General features: G+C 75.7%; 13 protein-coding genes. 6 read left to right on the top strand and 7 right to left on the bottom strand.

Annotated elements, in window-relative coordinates:
• The first annotated feature begins 102 nt into the window (after positions 1-102).
• The 4 genes from DQ240_RS13915 (at position 103) to DQ240_RS13930 (ending at position 3077) form a co-directional block, all read left to right on the top strand.
• Positions 103-879, top strand: coding sequence for a glycerophosphodiester phosphodiesterase (locus tag DQ240_RS13915; protein ID WP_113840288.1), 777 nt, complete (start codon positions 103-105; stop codon positions 877-879).
• The gene (locus DQ240_RS13920) at positions 876-1754 is read left to right on the top strand and encodes a 1-acyl-sn-glycerol-3-phosphate acyltransferase (protein ID WP_233498715.1); all 879 of its coding nucleotides are present in this window, start codon (positions 876-878) and stop codon (positions 1752-1754) included. Before DQ240_RS13915 ends, DQ240_RS13920 begins: the two co-directional genes overlap by 4 nt.
• The gene (locus tag DQ240_RS13925) at positions 1751-2536 is read left to right on the top strand and encodes a thymidine kinase (protein WP_233498716.1); all 786 of its coding nucleotides are present in this window, start codon (positions 1751-1753) and stop codon (positions 2534-2536) included. Before DQ240_RS13920 ends, DQ240_RS13925 begins: the two co-directional genes overlap by 4 nt.
• 196 nt (positions 2537-2732) lie before the next feature.
• Positions 2733-3077 carry an RNA polymerase-binding protein RbpA gene (locus DQ240_RS13930; RefSeq protein ID WP_113840210.1) on the top strand — a complete coding sequence of 115 codons (345 nt, stop codon included), beginning with the start codon at positions 2733-2735 and terminating at the stop codon, positions 3075-3077.
• 73 nt (positions 3078-3150) lie between these two features.
• Here the strand turns inward: DQ240_RS13930 and DQ240_RS13935 are convergent, their stop codons facing one another.
• The 3 genes from DQ240_RS13935 to DQ240_RS13945 form a co-directional block, all read right to left on the bottom strand.
• On the bottom strand, positions 3151-3639 hold the full coding sequence (locus DQ240_RS13935; protein ID WP_113840290.1) for an FxsA family protein: 489 nt from the start codon (positions 3637-3639) through the stop codon (positions 3151-3153).
• 74 nt (positions 3640-3713) lie between these two features.
• Complete coding sequence (lnt, locus tag DQ240_RS13940) at positions 3714-5354, bottom strand: apolipoprotein N-acyltransferase (protein WP_113840211.1); 1641 nt, start codon at positions 5352-5354, stop codon at positions 3714-3716.
• 472 nt (positions 5355-5826) lie between these two features.
• A complete protein-coding gene (locus tag DQ240_RS13945) occupies positions 5827-7170 on the bottom strand; it encodes an amidohydrolase (protein WP_233498717.1) in 1344 nt (447 codons plus the stop codon).
• Between the two features lie 229 nt (positions 7171-7399).
• On the opposite strand from DQ240_RS13945, the gene DQ240_RS13950 reads away from it, so the two are divergent.
• Positions 7400-7930, top strand: coding sequence for a GNAT family N-acetyltransferase (locus DQ240_RS13950; RefSeq protein WP_113840212.1), 531 nt, complete (start codon positions 7400-7402; stop codon positions 7928-7930).
• A 4-nt stretch (positions 7931-7934) separates the two neighbouring features.
• On the opposite strand, the gene DQ240_RS13955 is transcribed toward DQ240_RS13950, so the two are convergent.
• Entirely contained in the window at positions 7935-8795 is an 861-nt protein-coding gene (locus DQ240_RS13955; protein WP_113840213.1) for a 1-acyl-sn-glycerol-3-phosphate acyltransferase, read from the bottom strand.
• A gap of 43 nt (positions 8796-8838) precedes the next feature.
• Positions 8839-10014 (bottom strand): glutamate--cysteine ligase, encoded by a 1176-nt coding sequence (locus tag DQ240_RS13960; RefSeq protein ID WP_233498718.1) that lies wholly within the window; start codon positions 10012-10014, stop codon positions 8839-8841.
• A 143-nt stretch (positions 10015-10157) separates the two neighbouring features.
• Here DQ240_RS13960 and DQ240_RS13965 point away from each other — a divergent pair, with 143 nt between their 5' ends.
• Positions 10158-11003, top strand: a complete 846-nt coding sequence (locus tag DQ240_RS13965) for a hypothetical protein (protein WP_113840215.1) — start codon at positions 10158-10160, stop codon at positions 11001-11003.
• Between the two features lie 95 nt (positions 11004-11098).
• Here DQ240_RS13965 and DQ240_RS13970 read toward each other — a convergent pair whose 3' ends face one another.
• A complete protein-coding gene (locus tag DQ240_RS13970) occupies positions 11099-12970 on the bottom strand; it encodes an intein-containing Rv2578c family radical SAM protein (RefSeq protein ID WP_199589298.1) in 1872 nt (623 codons plus the stop codon).
• Between the two features lie 36 nt (positions 12971-13006).
• Positions 13007-13420, bottom strand: a complete 414-nt coding sequence (locus tag DQ240_RS13975) for a nitroreductase/quinone reductase family protein (protein ID WP_158548686.1) — start codon at positions 13418-13420, stop codon at positions 13007-13009.
• Between the last annotated feature and the right edge of the window lie 5 nt (positions 13421-13425).

Raw genomic sequence — 13425 nt, forward strand, 5'->3', positions numbered from 1 at the left:
GGGACACGCCCGACACACCCGCGAGCCGGCCGGCCGCCGCTCACGGCACCCTGCGGCGAGGGCCTGACCAGCGTGTCGTCGTCCGCCACTAGCGTGTCGACCGTGCCCCCGGCCCGCTACGCGTTCCTCGACGCGCCGACCCCGCTGGCCATGGCGCACCGCGGCGGCGCGATCGAGCACGTGGAGAACACCATGCCGGCGTTCGCCGCCTGCGTGGACATGGGGTACCGCTACCTGGAGACCGACGTCCAGGTGACCGCCGACGGCGTCCCCGTGGTGTTCCACGACCCGACGCTGGACCGGGTCACCGACCGCAGCGGCCGGCTCGACCAGCTCCCGTGGTCGGAGGTGTCGACGGCGCTCATCGGTGGCCGGGAGCCGATCCTGCGGCTGGAGGACCTGCTGGGCGCCTGGCCCGACGTCCGGTTCAACCTCGACATCAAGGCCGCCGGCGTCCTGGCGCCGCTGGTGCGCCTGGTCCGCCGGATGCGGATGACCGACCGGATCTGCCTGGGGTCCTTCTCCGACGCCCGCATCGCCGCCGCACGGCGGTTGTTCGGCCCATCGGTGTGCACCTCGCTCGGGCCGCGCGGGGTGGCCGCGCTCCGGCTGTCGTCCTACTCCCCTCGGGCTGCTGGGCTGGTCCGCATCGAGGCAGGCTGCGCCCAGGTGCCGCTGCGCCTGGGGGGCCGTGCCCTGGTCGACGAGCGGTTCGTGGCGGCCGCGCACGACCGGGGCCTGCAGGTGCACGTCTGGACCGTCGACACCGAGGAGGAGGCGACCACCATGCTCGACCTCGGGGTGGACGGGATCATGACCGACCGGCCAGCGATGCTGCGTGCCGTGCTGGAGCAGCGCGGCGAGTGGGTGCCGCGGTGAGCCTGCGCGACTGGCGACCGGACACCCCGCCGCTGCCCGACCACCTCGAGCAGCTCGTGAAGGACGACGACCCCGAGTGGTTCGCCCGGGAGCTCGCCATCGCCGCCGCGCCACCCTGGTGGTTCTGGCGGTTCGTGCTGCGGCGGTTCTCCTGGCTCGTGAGCCTCGTCGGCCGGGTCGAGGTGACCGGCTCCGTGCCCGAGGAGCTACGGAACGGGCCACTCCTCCTGGCCGCCAACCACATCGGCGACTTCGACCCGTTCGTCGTCGCCGTCGCGCTGCACCGGGTCGGTGTGATGCCGCGGATCATGGCCACCGGCGGGATCATCTCCGCGCCGGTCGCCGGGCCGCTGCTGGAGCGCACCGGTGCCATCAGGGTGGAGCGGGGCACCGAGCTCGCGCGGCACGCCGTCCGGGTCACCGAGGTCGCGCTGGTCCACGGCGGCCACGTCGTCGCCTACCCGGAGGGCCGGGTCGGCCTCGCCGCCGACGGCTGGCCCGAACGCGGCCGCACCGGCATGGCCCGGATGGCGCTGGGCATGGGAGTCCCGGTGATCCCGGTCAGCCAGTGGGGCGCCCACGAGGTCCTCCAGTACGGCAACGACTGGGGGAAGCTGCGCACCCTCGCCCGCGCCGTCGTCCGCCGGCCTGCGCTCAAGGTGCACGTCGGACCGCCGGTGCTGCTGGACGACCTGCAGATGGGCCGGGTCGGCGACGCCAACCGCGCCCGGTACCGGATCGCGGCGGCGATCACCCGCGGACTGGTACCGCTGCGTGCCGCCGAGCGCGACCGGCCGGCCTTCGTCGACCCGACGCGCCCCACCACCGCGGTCTCGGCGTTCCCCGGCGGCGTCGTCCCCGAGGACGTCCCGTGACGGACGCGCCCGACGACACCGCTGTCGCGATGACGGTCCCCGACCCCGACCCGCGGCGGCGGGAACGACCGTCCGCCGTCCCCGCCGCGGGCAACCGGCGCAGCCACCCCGCACCGGCGCACCTGCGCTTCTTCCACGGGCCGATGGACTGCGGCAAGTCCACGCTGGCGCTGCAGGTCGACTTCAACCAGGCCCGCCAGGGCCGCTCCGGCCTCCTGCTCACCCAGGGCGACCGGTCCGGCGCGCCCCGGATCAGCTCCCGGGTCGGGCTGACCCGCGAGGCCGTCGAGGTCGACGCGTCGACCGACCTGCGGCTGCTCGTGCGCACCCGGTGGGCCGACGGGCAGCGGGTGGACTACCTGATCGTCGACGAGGCGCAGTTCCTCACGCCCGCACAGGTCGACCAGCTGGCCGAACTGGTCGACGAGTCGCACGTGGACGTCTGGGCGTTCGGGCTGACCACCGACTTCCGCACCCGTCTGTTCCCCGGCACCCAGCGCCTCATGGAGGTCGCCGACGACGTGCAGCGCGTGCAGGTCGAGGTGCTGTGCTGGTGCGGCCTGCCGGGCCTGCTCAACGCCCGCGTCGTGGACGGCGCACTGGTGCGGCACGGCGCCACCGTCGTCGTCGCCGACACCGCCCCCACCCCCGCGCCCGACGAGCCCTCGCCGGAGGCGGCCGGAGCACCCGACGTCCACTACCAGGTGCTCTGCCGGCGGCACCACGTCCTGGGCCAGCTGGGTCCCACGGCGGCCGGTCCGGGGCAGCTCGCGCTCCCCTGATCCCTCGTCCGGGGGGCAGCCGGGGGCCGCTGGGGCCTCCGATCTCCCTCCATGCGATGATGAGCGGCCGACGAAAGCGGAATCTCTTCGAGAGTTCTGCCGTTGGTCCTTTCGATCCCCCCGTCTCCTGGGTATGTGCCCCTGCGACGGACCGGGTCGTGACCGAGACACCACCAGCACGAGAGGACGGTGTGCCATGGGCGAGCGTTCCCTACGGGGTAGCCGACTGGGCAGCGTGAGCTACGAGACCGAGCGGAACACCGCACCGATCGAGCGTCAGTACGTCGATTACAAGTGCGCCTCGGGCCACCTGTTCTCGGTGCCCTTCGCCGACGACGCCGAGGTCCCCGAGACCTGGGAGTGCAAGTTCGACGGCGCTGCCGCGAAGCTGGTCGGCGGTGCCGAGCCGGCTCCCAAGAAGGTGAAGCCGCCGCGGACCCACTGGGACATGCTGCTCGAGCGCCGGTCCGTGGAGGACCTGGAGGAGGTGCTCGCCGAGCGCCTCGAGGTGCTCCGCGGTCGCCGCACCCGCGCCAGCTGAGCGCGACCAGCTCGTAGGACGGCCCCGGTGGGATCTCCCACCGGGGCCGTTCGCCGTCCGGGACGGCCCGCGCTCAGCGCAGCGGGTCGTCCCGCAGGACCTCGCCCTCGATGACCAGCGGCCGGCCCGGGTGCGGCGCCGGACCGGGCACGCCCTCCGTGCGGGCGCTGCGGACCCGCACCGGGCCGCGCAGGTGCGCCGGGAGTCGCGACACGAACAGCCGGCTCAGCAGCCCCCGCACCAGCGGCCGGGTGGGCGGCAGGAGGCAGAGCAGCCCGACGACGTCGCCCAGGAAGCCCGGCAGCAGCATCAGCAGGCCGCCGACGGCGACCAGCCCGGCGTCCCCCAGGGCCCGGCCGGCCGGGCGGCGCTCGGCGGCCCGCTCCCGGAGCTCGCCGAGGGCCCGGGTGCCCTGCCGGCCGAGCAGCACCAGCCCGAGCGCGCTGGTGGCCAGCGTCAGCAGGATGGTCGCGCCCAGCCCGATCCAGTTGGCGACGAGCACGAAGACGACGACCTCGACCAGCGCGAGCACGCCGGCCGCGGTGCGCACACGACGACCCACGACTTCCTCCTCGGTGCGGACTCCGACGGCCCGCAGGTCGTACAACGCCCGAGCGGGCCGTCTTGCTCCTGAGCTCAGCCGCGGCGTGCGCGCCGGGCCCGCCGGCGCCGCAGGACACCGGGGACGGCGACCGAGGCCAGCGCCCCCACGCCCAGGGCGGTCAGCAACCACTCCGGACCGGCGCCCACCCGCTCGGCGACGGTCGTGGAGTCCCGCTGGGCGATGTCCTCCACGAAGGTCGCCGGGGTGAACAGCTGGGAGCGGCGCACCACCGACCCGTCGGGCGCGACGACGGCGGAGATGCCGCTGGTCGCGGCCACGACGACGGTGCGGCCGTACTCCACCGCGCGCAGCCGGCTGGCGGCCAGCTGCTGCTCGCTCTCGTCGGTGAAGCCGAACGTGGCGTTGTTGGTCTGGACGACGAGCATGCCCGCCCCCGCCTCGACCGTGTCGTGCACCAGCCCGTCGTAGACGACCTCAAAGCAGATGACGTCGCCGATGCGGGCACCACCGATGTCGAGGACGCCGACCTCGTCGCCCGCCCGGAAGTCGCGGCGGACGAGGTCGACCTTGTCGGTGAAGAAGCGGAAGAACGACCGGGCCGGCACGTACTCGGCCAGCGGGACCGGGTGCCGCTTGACGTAGGTCTCCCCCGGCCCGGTCTCGGGGTCCCAGACGATGCCGGTGTTGCTCAGGAAGCGGCCGGGCCCCTCGACGACCGCGCCGACCAGGATCGGGGCGTCGATCGCCTCCGCGGCCCGGTCGATGGCCCGCGCGGCGTCGGCGTTGGTGTACGGGTCGATGTCGGAGCTGTTCTCCGGCCAGACCACCAGGTCCGGCTGCTGCTCCTCGCCCCGCTCGACGGCGGCGGCCAGTTCCAGCGTCCGCTGCACGTGGTTGTCGAGCACAGCCCGCCGCTGCGCGTTGAAGTCCAGCCCCGCGCGCGGCACGTTGCCCTGGATGACAGCGACCGTCCGCGTGGGGCCGCCGTCGGTCAGCGACCGCCCGGGCAGCGGTAGCCAGGCCAGCGCCCCGATCAGCGGGACGGTGAGCACGGCGACCACGGCGACCGCCCCGGCGCGCAGGGCGGCCGGCCGCTCCGCGGCGTCGCCGGCGCTCCGCCAGGCGCGGCCCAGGACGAGGACCGCGGCGGCCAGGAGTGCGCCGGTCAGGGCGACGGCGAAGCCCACGAGCGGGACGCCGCCGTAGGCCGCCAGCGACAGGAACGGGCCGTCGGTCTGGCTGAGCCCCAGCCGGCCCCAGGGGAAGCCGCCGAGGAACCAGCGGCCGCGCAGCGCCTCGTCGGCGACCCACAGCGCCGCCGTCCACAGCGGCCAGAACCGCAGCCCCGACGTGACGGCGGTCGCCGCGCCCAGCAGGGCGAAGTAGGTCGCCTGCCAGATCGCCAGCGCCAGCCAGGGGAAGGCGCCGACGTAGACGCCGGTCCACGACAGCAGCGGCACGAGGAACGCCAGGCCGAGGACGAAACCGAGCCAGGCGCCGGACCGGGCGCGCTGCCCGCGGACGGCGAGCGCCAGCGCCATCGGTCCCAGGACGGCCAGGCCGTGCAGCGACCACCCGGGGAAGGCCAGGAGCAGCGCGAGTCCGCCGGCGGCCGCGAGGAGGGTCCGCCAGGGGAACCGGCGGCCGCGGGTCGTCCGGGGGGCCGGCTCCGGACGCTCGGCCGGGGTCGCCACGGTCGCGGCTGACGACACGGCGCCTCCCCGGTCCTCGGTGCCCGTGGGTGCGGGCGGCGGTGCCGGCGCACGCGTCGGCCGGGCCGCGCTCCTCGCGGTCCCGGCCCAGCATCCCACCCCGCGCGCGGCGACCGGTCGGCCCGACCGGTGCCACTCCCGTCCCGGGGCGCGCAGCGCGGACCGGAGCCAGGGCGTCCGCGCTCCCGGGGCCGATCGCGCCGGCCGCGGGCTGCGGTCGTCGGGTCGTTGTCCGGGTCGTGCGGTGCCGTGCCGGTCCCCGCCGGGAGCCGGAGCGCGCTGCCCCCCGACCGGCGCGTCCCCTCCGGCGGCCCGGCAGGCGGGGACGCAGAGGTCCGCGCGACCGGGAGGGTGCGCACCGTCCGGGAGGAGCACGAGCGGTGCCCCCGGAACGGAACTGCAGCGACTGTAGGAAGCCCACCGCCGCCCGGCGCGGGTGTGCCGATCCCCGGGACGGGACGTGATGGGATCGTTATCCGCGGTCGACCGGCTCGCCCGCGACGACCAGCTGACGGCAGGCCGGCCGGGCCCGGTCGGCGAGCACCTGGGAGAGCGTCTCCCCCGTCGCCCACAGCGCCAGGTCGGCCGGTGCACCCACCGCCAGCGGACCGGCGGTGTGTTCCGCCCGCACGGCGTACCAGCCGCCGTGGGTGGCCGCGTCGAAGGCGTCGAAGGGCCGCAGACCCGAGGCGGGCGTGCGGTGGTCGACCGCCGCGTGCACGCCGCCCCAGGGGTCCATCGGCGTCACCGGGGCGTCGCTGCCCAGCGCGAGGGCCACGCCGGCGTCGGCCAGGTCGGCCAGCGGGTTGCAGGCCAGCGCCCGCTCGACGCCCAGCCGGGCGGCGTACATCCCCTCCGCGCCGCCCCACGCGGCGTCGAAGGCCGGCTGCACGCTGGCCACGACGTCCCAGGCGTGCATCCGGGCGATCACGTCCGGCGCGGCCATCTCCACGTGCTCCAGGCGGTGCCGACAGGCGCGGACGGCGGCCACACCGAGCTCGTCGACGACGGCGCCGATGGCTTCGAGCACCTGCCCGACCGCGGCGTCGCCGATGCAGTGGAAGCCGGCCTGGATCCCGGCGACCGTGCAGGCCCGGACGTGCTCGACCAGCGAGGCCGTCTCGAACCGCAGCGCGCCGGCGGTGTCGGGCCGGTCGCTGTAGGGCTGCGCCAGGGCGGCGGTGTGGGAGCCCAGGGCGCCGTCGCAGAACAGGTCTCCCCCCGCGCCGGCCAGGCCGAGCTCCTGCACGAGGGCCAGGCCGCCGCGCTCGGACAGCTCGCCCCAGTAGCCGAGCAGCCGCGGTCCCGGCCCCTCGGCGGCGATCTCGAGCAGCTCGGCGAGGTCGGCCGCGCTCGACACCTCGGGGCCGGCCATCTCGTGCAGGCTGCCGATCCCCAGCTCCACCGCGGCGGCGAGGGTCGCGCGCTGGGCGGCCCGCCGCTGCACCGTGCTGACCGCTCCGTAGGCGGCCTGGCGGGCGGCGTGGTGGGCGTCCAGCCGCAGCCGGCCGTCCTCCCCGAAGCCGGGCAGCGAGCGGATCCCCGGGACGAGGTCCAGCAGCGCCGTCGACACCGTGGCGGAGTGGACGTCGACCCGGGCGAGGTAGACCGGCCGGTCCCCGGCGACCGCGTCGAGGTCCGCGCGGGTCAGCCCGCGGCCCTCCGGCCAGCCCGTCTCGTCCCACCCGGTTCCCAGCACCACGCCGTCCGGGACCCGTCGCACGTGGGCAGCGACGGACGCGACGGCGTCGGCGAGGCTCGAGCTGTCGTGGAGGTCGAGACCGGTGAGGGCCAGTCCGGTCGCCGTGGCGTGCACGTGGGCGTCGACGAACGCCGGCGTGAGCAGCGCCCCCTCCCCGCGACCGTCCGCTCCGCGCGCGGCGCCGCACCGGCGTCCCCCACCCAGGGGATCCGGCCGTCGACGACGTGCACCGCACGCCCCGGGCGGTCGCCGACGGTCACGTCGGTCAGCAGCAGGCTCATGACAGGAGCATGACCGGCCGCCCCCGGTGGGTTGCGACGTCCCCTCCGGGTAGGCACGGGACATGCCGGCCCCCGACGCCCTGCCGCGCACCGAGCGGCTGCGGCTGCGGCCGTGGACGACCCGCCGCGACGACCTCTGCCGGCTGACCGACCTCTACGGGCGCGCCGAGGTCACCCGGTGGCTGGGCGGGTCGCCGTCGGTCACCCCGGTCGAGCTGGTGCAGCGCTGGCACCGGGTGAGCGACGCCGACCCCCGCTACGGCTGCTGGGCGATCGAGACGACGTCCCCGCCGCGGATCGCCGGGACGGTGCTGCTCAAGCCGCTGCCCGACGGGATCGGCGAGGTCGAGGTCGGCTGGCACCTGCACCCGGACTGCTGGGGTCACGGCTACGCCACGGAGGCCGCGCGGGCGGTGATCGACCGGGCGTTCGCGGCCGGGGTGCCGGAGGTCTACGCCGTCGTCCGGCCGGGCAACACCGCGTCGGTCGCCGTGTGCCGGCGGCTCGGGATGGAGCCGCTCGGCCTGCTCCGCCGCTGGTACGACGTCGAGCTGGAGACCTACCGGCTGATGGCGCCGGTGGTCGTGGAGTGAGCCGTCAGTGGCGGCGGACCAGCCGCCGCAGCCGCGCCACGGGGTGCGGCCGCGTCGCCTTGACGCGGGTGCCGGTGTAGTCGGAGACGTCGAGCGCCTTGGCCTCGTCGGGCGTCGGGGCGGTGCCGCCCAGGTGGGCCGGCTGCCACCACAGGTCGTCGGGGCCGGCCGGCTGCTGCGGGTAGGTGCGCTGCGCCCGGTCGAGCAGCTCCTCCATCGCCGCACGGGTCCGGTCGAGCAGCGCGCCGACCTCCTCGCCGGGCAGCGGGTGGATCGGCTCGCCCAGCAGGACGGTGACGGCGACGCCGCGACGCAGCTGCGGCTTGTGGTGCTTGGTGGTGATCCGCTGCCCGCCCCAGACCGCGGCCGGGATGATCGGCACGCCCGCGTCGATCGCCATCCGCGCCGCCCCGGCCTTGAGGTCTTTGACCGTGAAGCTGCTGCTGATCGTCGCCTCGGGGAAGACGCCGACCACCTGACCGTCCTTGAGGGCCCGGACGGCCGCCTCGAAGGCGGCGGCGCCGGCGCGGCGGTCGACCGGGATGTGCTGCATCGCGCGCATGAACGGCCCGGCGAACCAGTGGCCGAACACCGAGGCCTTGGCCATGAACCGCACCAGGCGGTGCGCGGGGAGCGCCCCGAGGCCGAGGAAGGTGAAGTCGAGGTAGCTGACGTGGTTGCTGCAGATGATCGCCCCGCCGCTGCGCGGCACGTGCTCGGAGCCGCGCACGTCGAAGCGGAAGCCGAACAGCTGGAAGACCACGATGGCCAGGCGGACGACGAACCGGTACGGCCGGTCGCGCGGATCCGGTCGCGGCCCGTACAGGTCCGACCGGACGATGTCGCGCCAGCGCACGGTTCCCATGCGCGGACGATAACCGTCCCCGCGGGGACCCGCCGGGGTCGGATCAGCCCGCATGGGTGGCCACCACGGCGGCCCGCACCACGGCGGTGAGGTCGCCGCTCTCGCGGTGTACCCGGCGCTGCTCGTCGGCCCCGCTCCCCCGCTCGAGGATCGCGGCCACGCCGGCGCTCACCCGCTCGTCGTCGCCGGTGTCGGCCAGGGCGGGCCGCACGTGGTCCAGCAGTGCCGTGACGACGTCGGCCGCGGGTGCCGGCCGGCCGGTGACCGGCGAGACCAGGTCCCCGCCGAGCCCGGACCGGGCGGCGCGCCAGCCGGCGACGCGGACCACCTCGCTGCGCACCTCGGGCGCCGGGACGCCGGCGCGCCACTCCCGAGCCGCGGTCTCCACCAGGCCCCGGACCAGCCCGGCATGGGTGACCGCGTCCTCGACGTGCAGGGCGACGTCGGCGATGCGGACCTCGACCGTGGGCCACTGCTCGGAGAGGCGGGCGTCGAAGTAGATCATCCCGGTGTCCACGATCGTCCGGGTCGCGACGAGGTCGGCGACCACGCGAGCGTAGTCGGCGGCGTCGGCGAACAGCTCGGTCGGCCCCGAGGACGGCCACCGGTTCCAGGACTGCGACCGGAAGCTCGCGTAGCCGCTGTCCCGGCCCAGCCAGAAGGGCGAGTTGCTGGTCAGCGCGGTCAGCACCGGCAGCCACACGCGGATCCGGTTGAGGACGGCGACGCCCTCCTCCTCGTCGGCGATCGACACGTGCACGTGGCAGCCGCAGGTGAGCTGCTCCTGCGCGGTCAGGCCGAACGTCTCCCCCATGTCGGCGTACCGCTCCCCCGGCGTCGGCACCGGCTCCACGGCGACCGGCGAGCTCGCCAGCGCCGCCACCCGCGCACCGACCTCCCGCGCCGCGGCGTCGGCCCTGCCCCGCCAGTACCGCAGCTCGTCGGCCACGCCGGCCAGGTCCCGGCAGACCCGTGTGCCGAGCTCGATCTGCTGCGCCTTGAGCTCGGGGACGAGGTGTCCGACCGGGTCGTCGCCGTCTCCCTCGCCGCGGTCGTCGTCCCGCTCCGGGCCGGACCCCCGGGTGGCCCGGTCGTGCTCGGTGACCGTCTCGGCCTCACCCCAGCGGGCCGCCGCCTCCAGGGCCTGGGGTCCCCACGGCACGGGGACCCCGTCCGGGTCCACGACCAGCAGTTCCTCCTCGACACCCAGGGTCCGCACGCGCTCATCGTCCCCAGCCCGCGTGGCGCGCATGCGGGGGTCCCCCGATAGGGGCGTCGGCGCCGGAGGCGCCGGGGATGTCAATGGCAGCCCGCGCCGAAGAACATGTGCAAGTTCGTTGGGGATAACGGTAGACTCCCGCAATGGCACGCGAGTGGCAGCTCCCCCTGCCCGAGATGCCGGCGCCGCCCCCGGAGCGGGCGTGGCGACGGTTGACGGCGCCCGAGGGGTACGAACCGCAGTGGCGGCGGCTGGTCGACGCCGCCCTGGAACTGGGGCTGGGCCCCGACGACCTGGCCGAGGACGGCCTCGAGCCGGTGGCCGTCGCGCGCGGCTGGCGGCCGGCGACGGTGACCCTGTACAGCAAGGTGGCCCGGTACGGGGGCGTGGCGCTGCCCGTGCCGAGGACGCCGGAGCCGGACCAGGACACCCTGGACCTGCGGCCGCTCGCCGAGATCCGCAGCGAGGACCCCGAGCACCTGCGCGCGGTGACGTGGTGCGCCCTCGCCCTGGGCTGGCCCGCCGCCGTCGGGCAGTTCCGCTCGCTGCGGCGCGACCAGGTGCACCCGTCGGCGGGTCGCCTCGTCGTCCGCACCGAGGACGGCGAGTGGTCGGTACCCGGCGCGACGACGGCCTGGCACGCGTGGGAGACGGTGCGCGAACGGTTCCCCGCCCTGGCGAGCAGCCCGTGGGTGCTGCCCGCGCTCCGCCGCGGCCCCGGTCTCGACTCACGGATCGGCGGGCGGCTGTCGAACCAGGCGCTGCAGGTGACGTTCGGCAAGCACGCCGTCGGCACCGGGCACCACCTGCGGGCGACCGCCGGCCCAGGCCGCCGGGACCGTGCCGCCGCCCTGGCCGAGGCCTACCGGGAGCTCTCCTACGACTCCTTCCGGCGGCTGGCACTGGCCGCCGGGGCGCCGCCGGTCAGCAGCCGGGGCGTGGTCCGTGCGGAGCGGGCCGTCGCCCGCGAGGCCCGCCGCGCCGGCTGACCCCGGTCCTCCCCGCCGACGCTCGGGCTCTGCCCCGTATGCGGGGCAGAGCCCGAGCATGCCCGGGGCGTATGCCGCTCGGCCGGCGGCGGCGCTCACATCAGCGAGAGCTGCTCCGGCACCTCGGTCATCGGCCGGACCGCGGAGGGCGCTGCCGCCGGCAGGCCTGCGGCCGGGTCCTCGCGCCGCTCGGGCAGGCTCCCCGCCGGGAACGCCGCCTCGTCGTCCCCCGGGATGCCGGCGTCGACCCCGCGCGCCTCTCCCCCGGCCTGCCGGTCCAGGCCGTGCGCCGCCAGCAGCGGCGCCACCCGGTCGGCCAGCCACCGCCGGTACTCGGCGGGGACGTAGGCGCCGCGCCCGTACAGCTGGCGGTAGCGCGGCAGCAGCTTCGGGTGCTCGCGCCCCAGCCAGGCCGTGAACCACTCGCGGGCGCCCGGTCGCAGGTGCAGCGGGACCACCGTGACCCCCGTGGCGCCGGCGGCCGCGATCGCGCCGATCGCGGCGTCGAGCTCCGCCCGGCCGTCGGTCAGGCCCGGGAGCACCGGGGCGAGGAAGACCCCGCAGGGCAGGCTGGCGTCGGTGAGGGTGCGCACGAGGTCGAGGCGGGCGCGCGGCGAGGGCACCCCCGGCTCCAGGGCGGCGTGCAGCTCCTCGTCCCAGAGGGCCATCGAGACGCCCAGCCCGACAGGGACGTCACGGGCGGCCGCGGCCAGCAGGGGGACGTCGCGGCGCAGCAGCGTGCCCTTGGTGAGGATCGAGAACGGCGTCCCCGAGTCGGCCAGGGCGCCGATCACCCCGGGCATCAGGCGGTAGCGGCCCTCGGCCCGCTGGTAGGGATCGGTGTTGGTGCCGAGCGCCACGTGCTCCCGCTTCCACGAGCGACGCCCGAGCTCGCGGCGCAGCACCTCGACGAGGTTCGTCTTGACCACGATCTGCGTGTCGAAGTCCCGCCCGCTGTCCATCTCCAGCCACTGGTGGGACCCGCGGGCATAGCAGTTGTGGCTGATCACGCCGTTGGCGATGAAGTCGCCGGTCCCGGTGGTGATGTCGAACATGGGCAGGTCGAGGCCCAGTGGCTCGATGCTGACCACCCGGAGATCGGCGTCGCTCTCGACCGCGATGCCCTCGACGCCGCACTTTCGCCGGATCGCGGGGTCGACCTCGTGGACGAACCGCAGATGCTCCCGGAGCCCGCCCCGGACACCGACGGTCTTGACGCCTGTCGGGAGTCGGCGGTCCGCGAGGTACTCACGTGTCCGGTCCAGGCCCTCGACGTCGGCGAGCGCGAGCCGGAAGCGGTGCTGGTCGCCGTGCCGGCGGCCGGGTCGCGCGTACCGGTAGACCTTCAGGTTCGCGTCGCCGCGGATCATGCCCGTGAGGTAGCCCCGTCGGTAGTCCGGGCAGACCGTGACGGGCTCGGCGGAGCGCCCGAAGCCGAGCAGCGTGTCGTTCGTCGTCAGATGGGGGCGCTGGGCAGGTCCGCACATCGCACCGGTCACGTGCTTCCAGCCCCTACCGCTGAGGAAGCGGTGATCACCGCTCGCGACGAGCTCGGTCCCGTCGCCCAGGGTGATCAGGTATGCGGTCTTGACGGTCGACCAGTGGGCGATGACCTCCGTCGTCACGTAGTGGCGGTAGGTGTCCCGCTTCTCGGTCCCGACGATCCGGTCCCCGACCCGGAGATCGGCGAGGGGCTTCTGGCGGCCGTCCGCCATGAGGACCAGCGTGTCGCCCACGAGGCAGTAGGTGCAGGCATGGCTGCAGCCGCGGTAGGGATTGACCGTGTGCCGGAACGGCATCGCGGAGTCGGCCGGGACGGCGTTCAGGGCCGACCGCGCCAGCACCTCGTGGAAGGTCTGCCCGGGGAACTCCGGCACCTCGACGCTGCGCAGCAGGCCGCGGACCGACGGCATGCCGGGCAGCGTGGTCCCGTCGTCCGCGTCCAGTCGCTGACCGTCCCACCGCACCGGCTCATCCGAACACGTGTTCGACGGGCTGTCCAGTCAGCCGCGCACCAGCTCCGCCCGCACGAGGACCGCCCCGGCCGGATCGGCCGGCGCGCCGGGCACCGACTCCCGGTAGACGCGGAGGCCCTCCTCGACCGCCTGCGGCTGATCCACCCCGCGGACCGCTCGGGCGCGGGCCCGGTGGTGCTCCCCGCCCAACCAGAGGTCCACCTCGGCGGGCTCGGCCAGGTTGCGCCACCACGTCTTCCGCTCGGCGGCCCCCACCAGCACCCAGACGGTCCCGCGGTCACGGACGTACTGGACCACCAGCTCGTGCGGCTGCCCGGTGACCCGGCCCGTGTAGCGCAGGACCGCGAGGCGGCGACCGGGCCGGGCGCCCAGCCGGGAGCGGAGCAGCCGGCGCAGAACGGGGTTGGCCAGGCGGTTGGTCACCGCGAATCCGGAGGACACGCCGG

It is taken from the genome of Blastococcus sp. TF02A-26 (assembly GCF_003319125.1).
Lineage (GTDB): Bacteria > Actinomycetota > Actinomycetes > Mycobacteriales > Geodermatophilaceae > Trujillonella.

What these genes read in the sequence shown, in the direction of transcription:
- DQ240_RS13930 (WP_113840210.1), top strand. Translation starts at nt 2,733, where the DNA reads ATGGGCGAGCGTTCCCTACGGGGTAGCCGACTGGGCAGCGTGAGCTAC.
- DQ240_RS13950 (WP_113840212.1), top strand. Translation starts at nt 7,400, where the DNA reads ATGCCGGCCCCCGACGCCCTGCCGCGCACCGAGCGGCTGCGGCTGCGG.
- DQ240_RS13955 (WP_113840213.1), bottom strand. Translation starts at nt 8,795, where the DNA reads ATGGGAACCGTGCGCTGGCGCGACATCGTCCGGTCGGACCTGTACGGG.
- DQ240_RS13965 (WP_113840215.1), top strand. Translation starts at nt 10,158, where the DNA reads ATGGCACGCGAGTGGCAGCTCCCCCTGCCCGAGATGCCGGCGCCGCCC.